Annotated in this window: 25 protein-coding genes; 4 read left to right on the top strand and 21 right to left on the bottom strand. The window is 53.8% G+C overall.

What is annotated here, in order from left to right:
* Positions 1 to 89 precede the first annotated feature (89 nt).
* Together LDN12_RS10820 and LDN12_RS10825 are read left to right on the top strand one after the other, a co-directional pair.
* Positions 90 to 527 (top strand): DUF4149 domain-containing protein, encoded by a 438-nt coding sequence (locus tag LDN12_RS10820; protein ID WP_223922688.1) that lies wholly within the window; start codon positions 90 to 92, stop codon positions 525 to 527.
* A gap of 44 nt (positions 528 to 571) precedes the next feature.
* Positions 572 to 859 carry a hypothetical protein gene (locus LDN12_RS10825; protein ID WP_223922689.1) on the top strand — a complete coding sequence of 96 codons (288 nt, stop codon included), beginning with the start codon at positions 572 to 574 and terminating at the stop codon, positions 857 to 859.
* A 20-nt stretch (positions 860 to 879) separates the two neighbouring features.
* On the opposite strand, the gene LDN12_RS10830 is transcribed toward LDN12_RS10825, so the two are convergent.
* Positions 880 to 1128 carry a hypothetical protein gene (locus tag LDN12_RS10830; protein WP_223922690.1) on the bottom strand — a complete coding sequence of 83 codons (249 nt, stop codon included), beginning with the start codon at positions 1126 to 1128 and terminating at the stop codon, positions 880 to 882.
* 291 nt (positions 1129 to 1419) lie between these two features.
* Between LDN12_RS10830 and LDN12_RS10835 the strand changes: the two genes are divergently transcribed.
* Positions 1420 to 2607 (top strand): MFS transporter, encoded by a 1188-nt coding sequence (locus tag LDN12_RS10835; RefSeq protein WP_223922691.1) that lies wholly within the window; start codon positions 1420 to 1422, stop codon positions 2605 to 2607.
* 39 nt (positions 2608 to 2646) lie between these two features.
* Here the strand turns inward: LDN12_RS10835 and LDN12_RS10840 are convergent, their stop codons facing one another.
* The 4 genes from LDN12_RS10840 to LDN12_RS10855 form a co-directional block, all read right to left on the bottom strand.
* Positions 2647 to 4029, bottom strand: coding sequence for a sigma-54 dependent transcriptional regulator (locus tag LDN12_RS10840; RefSeq protein WP_223922692.1), 1383 nt, complete (start codon positions 4027 to 4029; stop codon positions 2647 to 2649).
* A 78-nt stretch (positions 4030 to 4107) separates the two neighbouring features.
* The gene (locus LDN12_RS10845) at positions 4108 to 6324 is read right to left on the bottom strand and encodes a PAS domain-containing sensor histidine kinase (protein WP_223922693.1); all 2217 of its coding nucleotides are present in this window, start codon (positions 6322 to 6324) and stop codon (positions 4108 to 4110) included.
* A gap of 35 nt (positions 6325 to 6359) precedes the next feature.
* Positions 6360 to 8045, bottom strand: a complete 1686-nt coding sequence (ubiB, locus tag LDN12_RS10850) for a 2-polyprenylphenol 6-hydroxylase (protein WP_223922694.1) — start codon at positions 8043 to 8045, stop codon at positions 6360 to 6362.
* Positions 8046 to 8158: 113 nt separating this feature from the next.
* Entirely contained in the window at positions 8159 to 8455 is a 297-nt protein-coding gene (locus tag LDN12_RS10855; RefSeq protein WP_223922695.1) for a phasin family protein, read from the bottom strand.
* 157 nt (positions 8456 to 8612) lie between these two features.
* Here LDN12_RS10855 and LDN12_RS10860 point away from each other — a divergent pair, with 157 nt between their 5' ends.
* Positions 8613 to 9059, top strand: a complete 447-nt coding sequence (locus tag LDN12_RS10860; RefSeq protein WP_223924055.1) for a YaaR family protein — start codon at positions 8613 to 8615, stop codon at positions 9057 to 9059.
* Positions 9060 to 9154: 95 nt separating this feature from the next.
* Here LDN12_RS10860 and rplQ read toward each other — a convergent pair whose 3' ends face one another.
* From rplQ to LDN12_RS10940, 16 genes are all read right to left on the bottom strand, one after another.
* Complete coding sequence (gene rplQ, locus LDN12_RS10865) at positions 9155 to 9667, bottom strand: 50S ribosomal protein L17 (protein ID WP_223922696.1); 513 nt, start codon at positions 9665 to 9667, stop codon at positions 9155 to 9157.
* A gap of 39 nt (positions 9668 to 9706) precedes the next feature.
* The gene (locus tag LDN12_RS10870; protein WP_223922697.1) at positions 9707 to 10729 is read right to left on the bottom strand and encodes a DNA-directed RNA polymerase subunit alpha; all 1023 of its coding nucleotides are present in this window, start codon (positions 10727 to 10729) and stop codon (positions 9707 to 9709) included.
* Between the two features lie 72 nt (positions 10730 to 10801).
* The gene (gene rpsD / locus LDN12_RS10875) at positions 10802 to 11428 is read right to left on the bottom strand and encodes a 30S ribosomal protein S4 (RefSeq protein WP_223922698.1); all 627 of its coding nucleotides are present in this window, start codon (positions 11426 to 11428) and stop codon (positions 10802 to 10804) included.
* Between the two features lie 30 nt (positions 11429 to 11458).
* Positions 11459 to 11854, bottom strand: coding sequence for a 30S ribosomal protein S11 (rpsK, locus tag LDN12_RS10880; protein ID WP_223922699.1), 396 nt, complete (start codon positions 11852 to 11854; stop codon positions 11459 to 11461).
* Between the two features lie 25 nt (positions 11855 to 11879).
* Positions 11880 to 12248, bottom strand: coding sequence for a 30S ribosomal protein S13 (rpsM, locus tag LDN12_RS10885; protein ID WP_223922700.1), 369 nt, complete (start codon positions 12246 to 12248; stop codon positions 11880 to 11882).
* A 22-nt stretch (positions 12249 to 12270) separates the two neighbouring features.
* Positions 12271 to 12384 (bottom strand): 50S ribosomal protein L36, encoded by a 114-nt coding sequence (gene rpmJ, locus LDN12_RS10890; RefSeq protein ID WP_173197078.1) that lies wholly within the window; start codon positions 12382 to 12384, stop codon positions 12271 to 12273.
* A 22-nt stretch (positions 12385 to 12406) separates the two neighbouring features.
* A complete protein-coding gene (gene map / locus LDN12_RS10895) occupies positions 12407 to 13117 on the bottom strand; it encodes a type I methionyl aminopeptidase (RefSeq protein WP_238482100.1) in 711 nt (236 codons plus the stop codon).
* 22 nt (positions 13118 to 13139) lie between these two features.
* Complete coding sequence (locus LDN12_RS10900; RefSeq protein ID WP_223922702.1) at positions 13140 to 13802, bottom strand: adenylate kinase; 663 nt, start codon at positions 13800 to 13802, stop codon at positions 13140 to 13142.
* A gap of 1 nt (position 13803) precedes the next feature.
* Positions 13804 to 15111 (bottom strand): preprotein translocase subunit SecY, encoded by a 1308-nt coding sequence (gene secY, locus LDN12_RS10905; RefSeq protein ID WP_223922703.1) that lies wholly within the window; start codon positions 15109 to 15111, stop codon positions 13804 to 13806.
* On the bottom strand, positions 15111 to 15554 hold the full coding sequence (gene rplO, locus LDN12_RS10910) for a 50S ribosomal protein L15 (protein WP_223922704.1): 444 nt from the start codon (positions 15552 to 15554) through the stop codon (positions 15111 to 15113). Before rplO ends, secY begins: the two co-directional genes overlap by 1 nt.
* A gap of 14 nt (positions 15555 to 15568) precedes the next feature.
* Positions 15569 to 15748 (bottom strand): 50S ribosomal protein L30, encoded by a 180-nt coding sequence (rpmD, locus tag LDN12_RS10915; RefSeq protein ID WP_223922705.1) that lies wholly within the window; start codon positions 15746 to 15748, stop codon positions 15569 to 15571.
* A 20-nt stretch (positions 15749 to 15768) separates the two neighbouring features.
* Complete coding sequence (gene rpsE, locus LDN12_RS10920; RefSeq protein ID WP_223922706.1) at positions 15769 to 16257, bottom strand: 30S ribosomal protein S5; 489 nt, start codon at positions 16255 to 16257, stop codon at positions 15769 to 15771.
* Positions 16258 to 16277: 20 nt separating this feature from the next.
* On the bottom strand, positions 16278 to 16643 hold the full coding sequence (gene rplR / locus LDN12_RS10925; protein ID WP_223922707.1) for a 50S ribosomal protein L18: 366 nt from the start codon (positions 16641 to 16643) through the stop codon (positions 16278 to 16280).
* A 19-nt stretch (positions 16644 to 16662) separates the two neighbouring features.
* On the bottom strand, positions 16663 to 17202 hold the full coding sequence (gene rplF, locus LDN12_RS10930; protein WP_223922708.1) for a 50S ribosomal protein L6: 540 nt from the start codon (positions 17200 to 17202) through the stop codon (positions 16663 to 16665).
* 26 nt (positions 17203 to 17228) lie between these two features.
* Positions 17229 to 17627, bottom strand: coding sequence for a 30S ribosomal protein S8 (rpsH, locus tag LDN12_RS10935; protein WP_223922709.1), 399 nt, complete (start codon positions 17625 to 17627; stop codon positions 17229 to 17231).
* A gap of 39 nt (positions 17628 to 17666) precedes the next feature.
* Positions 17667 to 17852 carry a type Z 30S ribosomal protein S14 gene (locus tag LDN12_RS10940; RefSeq protein ID WP_223922710.1) on the bottom strand — a complete coding sequence of 62 codons (186 nt, stop codon included), beginning with the start codon at positions 17850 to 17852 and terminating at the stop codon, positions 17667 to 17669.
* Positions 17853 to 17856: the final 4 nt, after the last annotated feature.

The raw sequence follows: 17856 nt of genomic DNA on the forward strand, positions 1-17856 counted from the left end.
AAGCCCAGCTTCGAGGCAAGCGATGACGACACACCAACGAACAGCCAGCAGAGGTTCTGAGATATTCATATGACGCCGGAGGAACTACCATGCAGATCGTAACACTGCTCTATCGCCTGTCCATTACCTTCTGGACCGGCGGGATCACCCTGTTCACCTTCATCCTGACGCCGATTCTCTTCAAGACCCTGTCCCGCGACCATGCCGGCCAGATTGTCGGGATACTTTTCCCGGGATATTTCAGGTGGGGGTTGGTCTGCGGCGTCATCGCCCTGGTGAGCCGACTCATCATGCGCACCAACGTTCTGGTTCCGGCCATCCTGCTGATTGTCATGCTGGCCCTTACCTCGTTTCAGGCATTTTATATCGAGCCGCGGGCAGCCGCCCTTAAGCAGCAGATCCCGTCGTTTGATACGACGCCCAAGGAACACCCGCTCCGGAGAGAGTTTTCAAAACTGCACGGTATCTCGGCCAGTTGCAATCTGGCCGTCGTGGCCGGGGGCATCGCACTGGTTGTGATGCTGTAATTTCAACAATCTACTAGGAAATTTTTGTAAAGGAGAGATGAGGAATGGGCATAACTGTCAAGGCGTCAGACCTGAAGTACAAATATCCGAAGGATATTCAAAACCGGGAAATACCAAAATTCAGCGGCATACCGGACCCGACCCCTTTCAACCGGGACGATCTCTATGACATTCTCCCCATGATGGAGGCGGTCATGGATGCCCTGGAGAGCAGCGACGGCCGGGTTCTACACCTGCTGGAGGATATTCTCAACGAGATGCCCCGTTTCTTCGTCACCCGGGAAGAGGTGTACGCCTGCCTTCTCGAAACAGCACGCGAACGCCTGCCGTAACCGCAGCGCCTATGGAGATGTCACGAACAACCGCAACTGGATGAGGTGCAGGACGATGCGCACCCTTTCTGTTTGACCGGCGGCATCCCTCCCCGTTCTTTGAGTCGCTCCAGGGAAGCCCGCGCGATCAACCAGGAGCCGTCTTCCTGTTCCACCCCATCCACGGTTCCCTCCCGCAACAGCATCAGCAGCCTGAGACCGGTAGTCCCAAGTTCTTCCACAGCCTCATCAAGCTCCAGCATCTCGGTCTGTTCTTCTATCCTGTCCATACGGCCTCCACACACTTTCCATTGTCATCCGGGTAGTTCTTCTGATCAAACCGATTCACAGGGTGTGCCAAGTGGACAACATCAGCATAACCATCTAATATGTAGATGTTTTACCATTCGACAGGTTTCAGATGGTGCAAAACTATCTCCAAACTGCCGTTTGTTCAGGCAGCATGCCCTCCTACCAGGCAATTTCCGATATTGAATCAACCGCAACAGCGCGCTAGTATGAAAACAAAAGGAACCTGGCAAGCGTTCTTGGCATGGGCCAGAAGAGAATCGGAGACCCCCATGTTCAGCGGCATCAGCGGTAATGTCCTTATCCTCGGCCTGGTCAGTCTCCTGACCGATGTCTCAAGTGAGATGATCTATCCCCTGCTCCCCTTATTCGTAACGGGCGTGCTGGGTGCCGGGCCGTACGTGCTGGGGGGGATCGAAGGGATCGCTGAATCCACCGCGGCGTTGGTGAAGCTGGCGTCGGGCATAGCCTGCGACCGTATCCGGGGAAGGAAGGCGCTCGTTCTGGCGGGCTACTCACTTTCCTCCCTAGCGCGCCCCTTGATGGCCTTAGCCAGCTCCCCGCTTGCCGTCCTTGTCGTGCGTTTTTCCGACCGCATCGGCAAGGGAGTCCGAACCTCGCCACGCGATGCGCTGATCGCCGATTCCACCGACCTCGCCCAGCGGGGCAAGGCCTTCGGCTTCCACCGATCCCTCGACCATATGGGAGCCATTATCGGCCCGCTCGTGGCCGCCGCCCTGATGGCGTGGTTCGTTACCGACGTGCGCACGGTCTTCTGGCTGGCCGCCTTCCCCGGCATCCTGGCCGTGATCCTGATCATCTTCAAGGTGCGCGATAGGTCCCATGAGGCCTCCCGGAGGACGGGTACGCGCCTGAAGATGGTGCCGGCGGGGAACATCAGGGGCTACCTGTTGATCCTCCTTCTCTTCACCTTGGGGAATTCCTCCGATGCTTTCCTGCTCCTGCGGGCCGGCCAGTTAGGTGTAACCCCGGCCCGGATACCGCTATTGTGGACCTTTTTCCACGTCGTCAAGATGTCCTCCGCCATGCCCTTCGGCACCCTGTCCGACCGGATCGGCCGCCGCGGGGTGATCATCGCCGGTTGGGCAGTCTATGCCCTTGCCTATGCCGGCTTTGCCCTGGCATCGTCAGAGGTGCACATTTGGCTGCTCTTTGCCTGGTATGGATTGTTCTACGGCATGACCGAGGGGGTGGAAAAGGCCTATCTGTCCGACTTGGCGGAACCGGAGGAACGAGGGAACGCCTTCGGGTGGTACAACTTCGCCGTGGGGATCGGCGCCCTGCCAGCCAGCGTCCTGTTCGGCATGATCTGGCAATTTGCCTCGCCCCAAGCAGCATTCTATTTCGGGGCCGTACTGGCGTGCCTGGCAGCCCTGTTCCTGCTCGCCTGGACCCGTCCCGCATCATCCGTCCCGAAAACAATAACGCCAGGGCCTTGAGCAGCCCTGGCGCCGACATGTCGGTGTCATGCCCTGAAACTATTTCCTGACATCGATCCCGTAGCTCTTGATCTTGCGGTGCAGATTGCTCCGCTCCAGTTCGATAACCTCGGCCGTTCGGGATATATTCCAGTCATTTTCTTCCAGCTTCTGAATAATGAACTCCCGCTCGAACCCCTCACGGGCCTCCCGCAGGGTCCCCACGGATACTCCCCCGTCCCGCTGCTGTTCAGGGGAGTCTGCCAGGGGCAACGCTCCGGGGGATCCGTGCAGTTCCGGGATATCGGCCGTGGTGATGGTCCGCCCCGGCGTCATGATCAGAATGCGTTCCACGATGTTCTTTAACTCCCTGACATTACCCGGCCAATCGTACCGCGTGAGCAGGCCGAGCGCCTCAGGTTGAAAAGTCTTGGGCTCGCGCCCTTCCCGTCGATAGAATTGGGCGACAAAGTGCTGCACGAGCAGCGGGATGTCCTCATGCCGCTCCCGCAGGGCGGGCACCCGAAACGGCACCACGTTCAGCCGGTAATAGAGATCCTCCCGGAAACGCCCTTGGCTGATCTCTTCATCCAGCCTCTTGTTGGTTGCGGCAATGATCCGTACATCCACCGTCACCAGCTTGGTGCCTCCGACCCGTTCGAAACACCGCTCCTGAATGATCCGTAAGACCTTTGCCTGGGTTCTGAGCGACATGTCGCCGATCTCGTCCAGAAACAGCGTACCGCCGTCAGCCAAGTCAAATTTGCCCTTCTTCTGGGCAATGGCCCCAGTGAAGGCTCCCTTTTCATGACCAAACAGCTCACTCTCGATCAATTCCTCCGGTATGGCGGCGCAATTGATGGCCACAAAGGGTTTGTCACTCCGCTGACTGTAATAATGGATCGAGCGCGCCGCCAATTCCTTTCCGGTGCCGTTCTCACCCGTTACCAGCACCGAGGCGGTCGTGGGTGCGACACGCATGATCTGTTCACGCAGCTCAGCCATCACCGGCGCGACGCCGATCATCTCATACTCATTGGCCACCACCCGCTTAAGCTCCTCGTTCTCAATCCGCAGATCCTTCATGCGCAAGGCATTGACCACGCTGATGAGCACCTTGTCCAAGGAGAGCGGCTTTTCGATGAAATCAAACGCCCCCAGCTTGGTGGCCCGAACCGCCGTTTCGATAGTGCCATGGCCCGAGATCATAATCACCGTAAGCTGTGGAAAGAGTGCCTTGAGCCGCTCAAGCGTCTCCAGCCCGTCCATGCCCGGCATCCATATGTCCAACAGTACCAGGTCCGGCAGTTCCTGACGGGCGGACTCCAGAGCCCCGACACCGCTGTCAGCCGTAAGCACCTGATATCCTTCATCCTCAAGGATACCGGCCAGGGATATCCTGATATCCTTTTCATCATCCACAACGAGAATGGTTTTCGACATATGCAACTCCTCGAAAATTCTGTAAGGTAATGCCCTGAAGGCGCTTTTCACTATGTTTCACCGCGCGGCCTTCTTATGTTATGCCGCCGGTAATTCCACTATAAAGCAAGCACCCCTCGGCTGATTGTCCTTGATCCGCACAAAACCGCTATGGTCGGTGACAACACTGCTGACAATTGCCAGCCCAAGGCCGGTCCCCGATTTTTTAGTAGAAAAATAGGGTTCAAACAGGCGGGGCTTGTCCTCGGGCGTAATGCCGGGACCAGTGTCGCAAATGGCAAACGATGCCATCTTCAACTCCGCATCATAGTTGCTTTTGATCCTGACCTCCCCCTCTTCATCCATGGCCGCCACAGCATTTTCCAAGAGGTTGATGATCACTCGCTTGATCTGGTCCCGGTCAATCTTGATCAAGGGGAGATGCTCGTCCGGTTCAAAATGGAACGACACCCCGCGGTGTGCCTCTTGGTAAAGCGTCAGGGTCTCGCGGATCAGGGTATTGAGATCGTTCGGTTCAGGCTGGATCGCCGGCATGCGGGCAAAATTCGAAAACTCGTTGACCAGATTTTTCAACTCGTCCACGGACTTGATGATCATTTCGGTGCACTCGTCAAAGACAACCTCATCGTCGCTGAAACGCGACAGATATCGCTTCCGCAGACGCTGCGCCGAAAGTTGGATCGGCGTGAGCGGATTCTTGATCTCGTGGGCAATACGCCGGGCGACCTCGCGCCAAGCCGCCATGCGCTGGACCTTCATCATCTGGGTCATGTCGTCCAGCACCAAGACCGTCCCCAGGATATTTCCCTGTTCATCGCGCAGCATGGTAAGGTGAAGATGCAGGGCCAGACGGGCGCCCTGAATATCCAGGAAGATCTGTCGACTGACGGTATCCTGTTTTGAGAGCGACAGATCGCGCACGACCTCTTTGACGATCTCCAGATGTTTTTCTCGCAGCACGTCACGAAAATTTCGCCCCAGCACCTTGCTGGTGTTGATGTTCAGGAGACGCTCGGCAGACTTGTTGATCGTGGTCACGACGCCGGCCTTATCGACTGATATGACGCCGGCGGCCACATTGCGCAGCACTATTTCCATGTACTGCCGGCGCTGCTCAATCTCCTGGTTGATGCGGGACAATTCCTGGTTGGAGGCATTGAGCGCCCGCTGCTTGCTGCGCAGATCCTCGGTCATGCGATTGAACGACTGGATGAGCATGCCGATCTCGTCGGCCGAATAGGATTCGATATGGATGTCGAGATTGCCGTCCGCTACGGCACGCGTGGCGTCCACCAAGTCCTGCACCTGCCTGGTCATGCTGTTGGCCAGATAGACCCCCATCCAGTAGGCAAAAAAGACGATGACCGCGGTAATCAGGAACAATGTAGCGATATAGCCGGTCCGGATCGGGTTTTTCATGATCTTGAGCTGGCGGAACTCATGATATGAATCTGTGATCTCCTTCATCTTGTTGACCAACGAATAGGGGACATAATAGTTGACAACCACCACCCCAACCACGTCGATCTGGTTCCAGGTGGAATAGACCGGCACGATGCCCCTGATCAGGTCGGCCTTGCCGGCCTGATTGATACGTGTCAGTTCTTCGCCCAGAAGGCCGCGTTTTATGTCTTCAGAGGCAGGGTTAGTGAACTCGCTCTGGGGGACATCGGGATTGGAGGAACGGACCAGTTCTTCATGTTGGGCCGAATAGACCTCCACCACCCCCAGGTTGTATTCCTTTTGCTTTTGGCGAATCAGCTCCTTGAGTTCCGGCAGGTTGGCTTCGTTGAGCAGCTTCTGGGACTTGATGAACGTGCTGATCTGGCGACCGTAATACAGTGAGTTGGAGGCTGAATTCTTGTAGTAGGTCCGGGCCACCTCCAAGGACTCGCTTAGGGACGTTTCCACCTGGGTATTAAACCAGTTGTGGACCGTATTGTTGATAAATCCGGCGGCGGCAAAGAAGAGGAGCATGGTGGGAACGAGCGACAATCCGACGAACGAGAGTACCAGCTTGGTGCGCAACCGCTTGGCAAACGGATTTGTGCGGCTTTCCACAAAGAGTTTCACCACATTACGGCAGACGAGATACACCAGCAGGATCACCAACATAACGACGATGTTTATGACGCCGAAGATGGCGATATTGCTTCCCATGGGCGCGTCGGCGCTCAAACGGGTCAGATGTACCTCTGTCTTGGTGAGAAAAAGGATCAGGATAACCGCCAGGGCGATGATGACCGCTTCGCGTATCCGTTTTTTTCGCTCGTAAATTGGCAGTTTCTGTTCCATTTTAAATAATTTCCACCTTGCAAACCGGTTGCCGGCTAGAGCCTTCCCGAGCGGATGATACCGTAGACCCACCAGAGACCAATCAATCCGGCCGCGGTATATCCCAGAAAGGCTAGTGCGGGTAAACCGAACAGTTGCGGCCCCCGCTCGATCTGCATGATGATCGACGAACCGATGATCAGGGCGGCCAGGATAAGACTGGAAGAGAGACGATTAATGGAACGGTCGAAATCGGCGGTGAACTTATCCAGACCCCGGTGTTCCAGATCGATCTTGAATTTGTTGCGATTGACGCGGTTGATGATCTCTTTGAGGTCGCGTGGGAGATTGCGGGCAAGATTGAGATACGACCCCACCACTGCGTTAATGTCGCGCGTGATGCGCCGGGGGGACATACGCTGACGAACGGCCTTCTCCATGAAGGGGCGCAGGTGTTCCACCATATTGAACGCAGGATCAAGAGAACGACCCATTCCCTCAATAATGATCAACGACTTCGCCAGGAGCATCAGATCTGGCTGGATGCGGATGCTGTACAAGGTAATGATCTCAATGAACTCCATGAGCATTCGCCCGACTTCGATCTCCTTGAGAGGGATTTCGTAGTAGCTGTCGATGAAGTTTGAGAGATCCCGCTTCAGGGCACGCACATCAAGGTTGTCGGAAATATCTCCGGCAAAGAGCAGCAGGGAGATGACCTGATCCATGTCCCGATTGACTATCGCCAGAAGGATATCGCTCAGAAAGGTTCTGAGTTCTTCGTCCAACCTGCCAACAATGCCGTAATCCAAAAGACAAATGACGTTATCCGGCAGAATCATCACATTGCCCGGATGCGTATCTCCATGAAAAAAACCGTGCTTGAGAACCATCTCCAGAAAGGCATCGGCACCCCGTTGAGCAATTATCCTCCGGTCCAGTCCGCTGCGTTCCAGCCTCTCAAGATCCGAAACCTTGATTCCGTCAACATACTCAAGGGTCAGTACGCCACGAGTGCTTTGTTGCCAGTAGACCCGCGGGAAATACATCCAAGGGATCTTGGAAAAGTTATCGCGGATCTTTTCAATGGTATGTCCCTCACGGGTAAAGTCCATCTCCCGTCTGATGGTACGGGCGAATTCGCGCACCACGCCTACGGGATCGTAGATTTCGCTGCCCGGAACATGGCGTTCGGCCAGATGAGCCAACGACATCAGTGCACCGATATCCGCCTCAACCAATTCGACCACGCCGGGGCGGCGAACCTTGATCACCACTTGCTCGCCCGTTAACAGGCAGGCACGGTGTACCTGGGCAATGGACGCCGCAGCAAGGGGTTCCGGATCGATCTCGGCAAAAAAATTCGTTATCGGGCTTTTCAACTCCTGTTCCACCTGGGCCATGAGTTCGGTAAACGAGAAACTCGGTACATGGTCCTGCAGTTTTTCGAACTCCTGCACAAAGGAGGCAGGGATGATGTCGGGGCGTGTTGAAAGCAGTTGCCCCAGCTTGACGAACGTCGGTCCCAACTCTTCCAGGACCAATCGCATCCGCTCGGCAGCCGAAAGGCGGGCAATGTCGACGGCATCGTGCCGCAGGAGCCGCCTGCCCCGGGCGGCGATATCATGTAATCCCATAGTCTCCAGGGCATGGTCGAAACCATAGGCGCTCAGAACGCGGGCGATATTCCAGTAGCGGCGAATACTGCGTATATTCCGGTTAATTTTTAAAAATGAGAGCATGAGCTATTCTCGCAAGCCTGGTGTGGCGATCACATCATACCGGAGCAGGGAAAGAGCCCCGGCCCGGCAATACGCCTATTGGCCCTTCGCAAACTGGACACGGGAGAGGCGGCTCAATCAGCGATCCGGGTTTCCAGCTCCTGCACACGCTTGACTAATCGTTCATACTCGTCCCGTGGTACGAGTCCCAATCTGTCCACGACCTTTCGAACCTCGGTTTCCGCCATTTCCCGGATTTTTTCTTTACTCTCCTCAGCGATCCCCTGGATACGCTCGACAAAGCACCTTCCCTCGTCTTCGCTCACCTTGTACCTTTCCCGCATTTCGGCGACCAACTCTTCGGTCTTCTTCTGGGTGATGGCCACGGCCCCGATAGCGGTCATAAGCGTCTTTTCGAATAAATCCAGCATGGTCGTCCTCCTGTGCACCTCGAGCTGAGATTGGCAACGGCTGCAAGCATAGCACAAGCCTCGGACGATGCAAATGTGATTGTTGCATTTTTGCCGCAATTGCCTGCCGGGGGAGAGTATGGTATGGTGACGAAAAAGGGATGATGGGGACGTGGAAATGCGTATCAGGGATTCACTACCAACACCAGGGGTCGGGCAGCAAAGCAAAAACCCCTCTGTTATGAAAGGCGGTACCGGTTCGGCTTTCGTGGCCGAGTTGACAAATCGTCAGACAGACATGACCTCGTACCAGCAGGAGGTAGAAAACCTTCGCCAGGAAATAGAGATGATGGGTGATAAATTGGCCCAGGAACCGACCTTGCCAAACTTCAAGCGTTTCCGTGACCTCTTGAGCACGTTGGCCAAAAGGATCTCCAACGAGGCCTATCGACTCGAAAAAATTGGGGGCACGCCACAGAACCCGCGATCATTCGAGATCATAACCATAATCGATGCCGAGGCTGACAAGCTCTATAACCTCATCATCCAGGCGAATCGGGACAGTATGGCCATCACGGCAAAGGTGATCGGAATCAAGGGACTGGTGGTTGATCTGATCACCTGACAGCACCTGGTCAGGGGAAAAAATTCTCATAAAAAAGAGGCAAGGGATTATTACCCTTGCCTCTTTCTATTCATATAACGCCGGAACTGATGGATCTAATCGGCGCTGGCCTCACACTGTTCGGCTGGGTCAACGACCGCGGTCTGAACAGCCGCCGGTTCCACCGCAGGCTCGGCAGGGGCCGCCTTGGCCACGGCAGGCTTACGGGAAGGGGCTTTCGGAGCTTTCGCCGGCGTTGCCTTCGGCTTCATCTCTTCTTCCACCAACTCAATCAGGGAGATCGGAGCGGTGTCACCCTGGCGAATGCCAAGCTTGACGATACGCGTATAACCGCCAGGGCGGTCCTTATAACGCGGGGCAATGGCTGAAAACAGCTTCGTCACTACAGATTTTTCACGAATATATGAGGCAGCAAGACGCTGTGCATGCAGATCGCCACGTTTGCCAAGGGTGATCATCTTTTCGGCAACAGAGCGAATCTCTTTTGCCTTGGCGTCGGTTGTCGTGATCTTTTCATGGGCTAACAGCGAGGTAACCATATTTCTGAACATCGCTTCGCGATGACTCGTTTTCCTGCCAAGTCTCCTGCCCGCTTTACTATGACGCATAACGCATTCCTTTCTGAAACGATTGGCTAATCCGGGGTATTACTCTTCTTCCTTCTTTTCGCCGCGCAGCCGGCGCATGATCTCCGGATCGGGGAATTCATCCAGTTTCATGCCGAACGTCAGGCCCATATCGCAGAGAATATCCTTTATCTCATTGAGGGACTTGCGACCGAAATTCTGAGTCTTCAGCATCTCCGCCTCGGATTTGGAAACCAGTTCGCCGATCAGCTTGATGCCGGCATTCTTGAGGCAGTTGGCCGACCGTACCGAGAGTTCCAGTTCATCAACCGTACGATACAGATTCTCGTTGATCTTGTCCTTCTCTTCCTGGGACTCTTCAACCAGACTCGGCTCAGACTCTTCGTCGAAGTTGATGAAGATGCTCAGTTGTTCCTTCATGATCTTGGCGGCATAGGCCACCGCGTCTTCAGGATTTGCACTCCCGTCTGTCCAGACCTCAAGGGTCAGTTTGTCGTAGTCCGTCATCTGCCCGACACGCGCATTGGATACGTTGAAATTGACCTTCTTGATAGGAGAATAGATGGCGTCAATCGGAATGGTACCCACGGGGGCTTTTTCATCACGATTGCGATCAGCAGGTACATACCCTTTACCCATCTTGACCGTCATCTCAATTTCGAGGTTGGCGTCTTTGCCGCAGGTCAGGATGTGGTGATCGGGATTCATGACCTCAACCGAGTGGCCGACGAGGATATCACCGGCGGTAATGATCCCCTCACCTTTGTGCACGACCCTGATAGTGGCCTGGTCGGCAGAGTGCAGCTTGAGGCGGACACCTTTGAGATTAAGGATGATATCGGTAACATCCTCGGTAACACCCTGGATGGTGGAAAACTCGTGTAGCACACCCTTGATGCGAACCGAGGTGATGGCAGCGCCCTGAAGGGTGGACAGGAGAATCCTGCGCAAGGAATTACCGAGCGTGGTACCAAAGCCTCGTTCGAATGGTTCAGCATAAAATTTGCCGTATGTATTTGAAAGTGATTCTTTCTCGACTTGAAGCTGTTTTGGCCTGATCAGATCTCGCCAATTTTTATACATTACAACCTCCTCCGGAGGATTATTGTCCGGTCATGGACATGAGGCGCAAAGGCCACGCAGGTCTCCCGGGAATTACTTCGAGTAAAGCTCGACGATCAACTGTTCCTGGATCGGGGTAGTAACATCCTCGCGAACCGGCAGACTCTTGATAACACCTTTGAAGGCATCACGCTCAAGTTCGAGCCACTGGGGGATACCACGCCGTACAACCGCTTCCAGAGAATCGTTGACAGCAGTAATCTTTCTGCTCTTTTCACGAAGTTCGATGACATCACCCAGCCTGAGCTGAATGGAAGGAATATTCACTTTACGGCCGTTAATGGTAAAGTGGCCGTGACGTACGAGTTGGCGCGATTCGGTGCGGGAAGAAGCAAACCCGAGACGGTAGATCACATTGTCGAGACGCCGTTCAAGTAGGGAGAGCAGGTTTTCACCGGTCACCCCTTTCATGCGGTCGGCTTCCTGAAAATAGCCACGGAACTGCTTTTCCAAAAGGCCATAGATACGGCGCACTTTCTGCTTCTCGCGAAGCTGAACGCCATAATCGGAGGTTTTTGAACGTCCTTGACCATGCTGCCCCGGAGGATAATTACGCCGTTTGATGGCGCATTTATCGGTGTAGCAGCGCTCCCCCTTCAGAAACAATTCCATGTTTTCTCTTCTGCACAGACGGCACGAAGGTCCTGTATAACGAGCCAATGAAAACCTCCTTGGTATGAATGACGCGAGTTAAACTCTTCTACGTTTGGGCGGACGACAACCGTTATGGGGAATTGGTGTCACATCCTTGATGAAGCTGATCGCAAAACCTGCGGCCTGAAGGGCGCGAAGTGCTGATTCACGACCTGAACCGGGGCCTTTAACATAAACCTCAACGCTACGCATCCCGTGCTCTTGCGCTTTTTTTGCGCAGTCCTCAGCAGCAATCTGGGCGGCAAACGGGGTGCTTTTACGGGAGCCCTTGAACCCCTTGGCGCCCGCGGTCGACCAAGCAACCACGTTACCGACGGGATCCGTAATCGTGATGATCGTATTGTTGAATGTTGCCTGAATGTGGGCAACACCGTTGGAAATATTCTTGCGTTCCTTTTTCTTGCGGACGACTTTCTTCGCAGGACTTGCCATTCGAATTCTCCAGAGCTAAATGGGATTATTTCTTTTTGCCGGCAACGGTGCGGGCAGGGCCTTTACGCGTACGGGCATTGGTCTTGGTGCGCTGGCCGCGGACCGGCAAACCTTTTCTGTGACGCAGGCCACGATAACAGCCAAGATCCATGAGCCGCTTGATATTCATCGAAATCTCACGGCGCAGGTCCCCTTCGACCTTGCAGTTGCGGTCAATTTCGTCGCGAAGACGAGAGACTTCAGCTTCAGTCAACTTGTCCGTGCGGGTGTTGGGGTCGATCTGTGCGGAGGCAAGGATACGTTCTGCCGTCGAATTACCGATACCGTAGATATAGGTGAGAGCAACAACGATCCGTTTGTTTTTTGGTAAGTCAATACCTGCAATACGTGCCAATTGAAAATCCTCCTTTAATTACTCATCCCTGACGCTGAGAATGCTTGGGGATGTCACAGATAACACGAACCACACCCTTGCGCTTGATAATCTTGCATTTGTCGCAAATCTTTTTAACCGATGCCCGTACTTTCATAATACTCCCCTTCACGTACTTGCTAAATGCGCGTCAGAATTTCAGGCCCTTTATCGGTGACGGCAACCGTATGTTCAAAATGAGCGGAGAGTCCGCCGTCACACGTTTTTACCGTCCAGCCGTCTTCCAGAACCTTAACCTCATAAGACTTTTCGTTAACCATGGGCTCAATCGCCAGAACCATACCCGGTTTGAGCCTTACGCCGGTTCCCGCAGTGCCGAAATTAGGCACCTGAGGCTCTTCATGGAGTTTCCTGCCGATGCCGTGTCCGACAAAATCGCGTACTACGGAAAAGCCTTTTACTTCGACATACGACTGAACGGCATGGGAAATATCACCCAACCTGCCGCCGGGTACCGCCTTATCTATACCAGCGTAAAGCGATTCTTCCGTTGCGGCAAGCAAAGCCTGTGCACCTGCCCTTACTGTACCCACCGGTATGGTTAGAGCGGCATCACCATAAAAGTCGTTGTACAGGACGCCAAAGTCAAGGCTGAGGATGTCCCCTTCTTTTAGAGGCGTCTTGGTCGGCATCCCGTGGACAACCAGATCGTTGGGTGAACAACACAAAGCGCTGGGGTAATTACAATATCCTTTAAAAGCGGCTTTTGCCTTACGCTTCAGGGTCTCGGCATTCGCCAACTCTTCCAGTTCCGCTGTTGAGACACCCGGTTTGACCTGTTCTCGAAGTAGAAGGAGTATCTCTGCTACAATCCTGCAGGCTGCTCTCATCCTCTCAATCTCACGGAGAGACTTAAGGACGATCACCGGTACTGCCTTCCAATATCGCACATATCTGGCGCTGAATATCCTGAATCGTGCCGTTGCCGTCAATGCAACGCATCAAACCACACTGCTCAAAATACGATTTAAGCGGCGAGGTCGGCTGCCAATAGACATCCAAGCGGTTCTTGACCGTTTCTTCACGGTCATCATCACGCTGAACCAAAGTGGCACCGCACACATTACATACGCCGGCAACAACTGGAGCGTCGTACACCACATGATATCCCTTGCCGCACGACGGGCAGGTCCGCCTGCCGGAAAGTCGCTGAACGATCTCGGCACCTTCCACTTCAAGCGAGATTACATGATCTATATGCTTCCCGAGACCACTCAGTAGAGCAATAAGCCCATCCGCCTGAGGGGTAGTGCGCGGAAAGCCGTCGAGAATAAAGCCTGCATCACAATCCGGTTTGGAAATCCTCTCCTTGACCAGACCAAGCACGATCTCGTCGGAAACCAAACCACCGGCATCCATGATCGACTTGGCAGCCACACCAAGCGGTGTTTGAGCTTTAACGGCAGCACGGAGCATATCGCCAGTCGAAATCTGTGGAATACCGAAGCGCTCAACGATAAATTGAGCCTGGGTTCCCTTGCCAGCCCCCGGAGGACCAAACAGGATGACGTTCATCCTATTTCCTCCCCTTGATCCTGACGCCCTTCAAAAACCCTTCATAATTGCGGGTAATAAGGTGTGATTCGATCTGGGCGACCGTATCCATGCCGACGCCAACCGCAATCAACAAGGCCGTCCCTCCAAAATAAAAGGGAAGATTGAACTTGCCAATCAGTATGGAAGGCAGAACACACACTATGGAAATATAGATAGCACCGGCAAATGTCAACCGCGTCAGGACGCTGTCGATAAAGTCCGAAGTCTCTTTCCCTGGCCTGATGCCGGGAATATAGCCACCATGTTTTTTTACGTTTTCCGCAACATCTACCGGGTTAAAAGTTACAGCCGTGTAGAAATAACAGAAAAAGACGATGAAAGCAACAAAAAAGATATCATACACCAAGTGACCAGGCGCCAAGCTTTTGGCTGCATTCTGAACCCACGGAATATTGATGAAGTTAGCCACCGTTGCCGGGAACATGATGATGGACGAGGCGAAGATCGGCGGTATAACGCCAGCCATATTAACCTTCAGGGGCAGATGGGAGGTTTGGGCGTTGAAAGTCTTCAACCCGACCACACGTTTTGCATAATGAATCGGGAGGCGACGCTGGCCTCGCTCGACAAAAACGATGCCGGCAATAACGGCAAACATTACGGCAAGGATGAATACAAGCACGAACAAGGAAAGCTGTCCGGCGTTCAGCAGTCTGACCGTATTGCTCAGAGCAGTTGGTATCCTGGCGATAATCCCGGCAAAGATAATGAGAGAGATACCGTTGCCGATTCCCTTTTCCGACATCTGTTCACCAAGCCACATGATGAACGCAGTTCCCGCGGTAAGTGTAATAACCGTCATGAGCCGGAAGCCCCAGCCAGGATTGGGAACTACCAATTCACCGGCAGGGCCGCGCATGCTCTCCAGGCCTATGGCGATACCGAGGCCCTGCACGAAGCTGAGCACGATTGTGCCATAGCGGGTGTACTGGATGATCTTCTTACGGCCCGACTCACCTTCCTTGGAAAGTTTTTCAATGGCCGGAACAACGACGGTCAGCAGTTGAAATATGATCGAAGAAGAGATATACGGCATGATGCCCAAGGCAAAAACCGTCAATCGTTCGAGGGCACCACCGGAGAACATATCAAACATGCCGAGAAGGGTTCCCTGGGCCTGCTTGAAAAAGTGCGACAGAGCAATCCTATCGATACCAGGGGTAGGAATATGACATCCGACGCGATAGACTGCCAGCATCCCCAAGGAATAAAGCACGCGTTTCTTCAACTCGGGGATCTTGAAGATGTTCTGGAGTGCTTCGAACACTAGGCCTTCTCCTCGACAGATCCGCCTGCGGCTACAATCTTCTCTTTGGCGGATTGGCTGAATTTAGTGGCAGCGACCTTGAGAGCTTTGGTGATATCGCCGTTCCCGAGGATTTTCACCAAACAATTGGTACCCTTTACCAATCCCTTTGCAGCCAGAGCAGCGGCATCGACCTCCGTGCCAGCCTCAAAAACGTCCAGCTGGCTAAGGTTCACCACGGCATACTCGACACGCTCAAGCGGCGTAAAACCACGCTTGGGCAGCCGGCGCTGCAAAGGCATCTGACCACCTTCGAAGCCGGCCTTGATGCTGCCTCCGGAACGGGCCTTCTGTCCTTTGTGTCCTTTTGTGGCGGTCTTGCCGTGGCCGGAGCCGGTACCGCGGCCGATGCGCTTTCTATCCTTCGTCGAACCCAGTGCGGGTTTAAGTGTGTTTAAATCCATGTGTTCCACCCCTTTTACTTCGTCACTTTCAGCATGTGGCCAACCTTATTGATCATCCCCTGTACTTCGGGGGAGTCAGGCCGGGTAACGGTCTGGTTGAGACGGGAAAGGCCGAGCCCTGCAACGGTGTCGCGGTGCTTCTTGGTTTTCCCGATAGTGCTCTTGATGAGTGTGATCTGTAGCATGCTACTCATGGTATCCTCACTTCGATCGATTATTCGGTTATGCCACGGCGTGCAGCAATTTCTTCCGGAGTTTTCAGCCTCATGAGGCCTGCAAATGCGGCCTTCACCACGTTGTGGGGATTGTTGGAGCCAAGGCATTTGGAAAGGATATTATTAATACCGGCTGCTTCGAAGATGGCGCGGGCAGCACCACCGGCAATAACACCCGTACCAGCGGATGCCGGTTTCATCAACAGGCGTCCGGCTCCAAATTTACCCTCTATCTCAAAAGGGATGCTCTGATGCTGGTTGACGGGCACCTTGATGAGGTTTTTCTTGGCCTGTTCAACGCCTTTTCTGATTGCCTCAGGCACCTCGTTCGCCTTGCCAAGACCATAACCGACATAACCATTGCCGTCACCAACTACGATCAGGGCAGAAAAGCTGAAGCGACGACCACCTTTAACGACCTTGGCAACGCGGCTGATGTGAACAACACGGTCCGTGAGATTCAGTTCCGCTGGATTGATTCTGCTCAATGAAAGCCTCCTCGTATGCTTTAGAAACGAAGCCCGGCTTCGCGGGCTGCGTCAGCAAGTGCCTTGATTCTGCCGTGGTACAGAAAACCGTTACGGTCATATACCACTGATGAAATACCCTTTTCCATGGCCAGGCGGGCGATCTCTTTACCCACATGGGTTGCTGCGGCGACATTACCTGTGTATGCAAGTTCAGCGGCATCAGAGGTAATAGTCGAGCAGGCAACCAGGGTGACGCCCTTTGTATCGTCAATGATCTGGGCGTAGATATGACGTGCGCTTTTGAAGACGTTCAAACGAGGACGCTCACTCGTGCCACGAACTTTTTTGCGGACACGAACCTGACGTTTGAGACGGATAATGGTTTTAAGTGCGGTCTTTGCCACAACAATCTCCTTATAAAGACTATTTCTTACCGGTCTTGCCGGCTTTTCTCAGGATAGTCTCGTCAGCGTACTTGATACCCTTGCCTTTGTAGGGCTCGGGGCCACGGAAAGATCTGATCTTGGCGGCTGTCTGACCCACCAGTTCCTTATCGGCGCCCTTCACGGAGACTTTGGTCATCTTGTCCACATCGATGACAATGCCTTCCGGGATTGGGAAATTGATCGGATGGGAGTAGCCAAGGCTCAAAACGAGCTCTTTTCCTTTAACCTCGGCGCGATAACCGACGCCGTTGATCTCAAGGTCGGTCTGAAATCCTTTGGTCACACCGACGACCATATTGTTGATCAGGGTGCGGGTCAGGCCATGAGCTGCACGTGCAGCGGCACTCTCGTCGTTTCTGACGACCGCAAGCGATGTTTCGCCGACATTGATCGTGACGTTGGACATAACCTGGCGGGCCAACTTGCCATTAGGTCCCTGTACGGAAACCAACGTTTCATCCAGGACGATCTTTACCCCTTTGGGTATCTCTATGGGGAGTTTCCCTATTCTCGACATCTCAGCTTACTCCTTGATCGCAATGTTTACCAAATGGTGCAGATAAGCTCGCCGCCGATGCCAGCCTGACGGGCGGCGTTATCGGTGATGATCCCCTTGGAGGTGGACAGAATAGCCACACCAAGACCGTTTTTTACGACAGGGATATCCTCGGATTTCGTATAGACCCTGCCACCGGGCTTGCTGACTCGCTTGATCTCATTGATCACGCTGTCCTTCTCGTCGATGTACTTCAGATAAATCCGCAGAACTCCCTGAAGATTATCGGAAATAACCTTGTAATTTTTAATGAAACCTTCCTGCTTCAATACATTGGCTATATTGACCTTCAGGTTAGAGGAAGGGATATCGACCTTCTGCAGCTTGACCATGTTGGCATTGCGTATTCTGGTCAGCATATCTGCGACTGGATCTGTCATGGACATCGTGCGTGCTCCTATCTAATGTACTTCAAGTTCGATTGTCTACCAGCTGGACTTGATCACACCGGGAATCTGCCCGGACGACGCGTACTTGCGAAGACAAATCCTGCACATCTCAAACTTGCGATAAAATGCTTTGGGTCTCCCGCAGACCGGGCAGCGGTTATGCTGACGGACCTTGAACTTGGGTTTGCGCTGAGACTTGATGATCATTGAGGTTTTTGCCACGGAA

The sequence above is a fragment of the Geobacter sp. AOG2 genome (assembly GCF_019972295.1).
GTDB lineage: Bacteria > Desulfobacterota > Desulfuromonadia > Geobacterales > Pseudopelobacteraceae > Oryzomonas.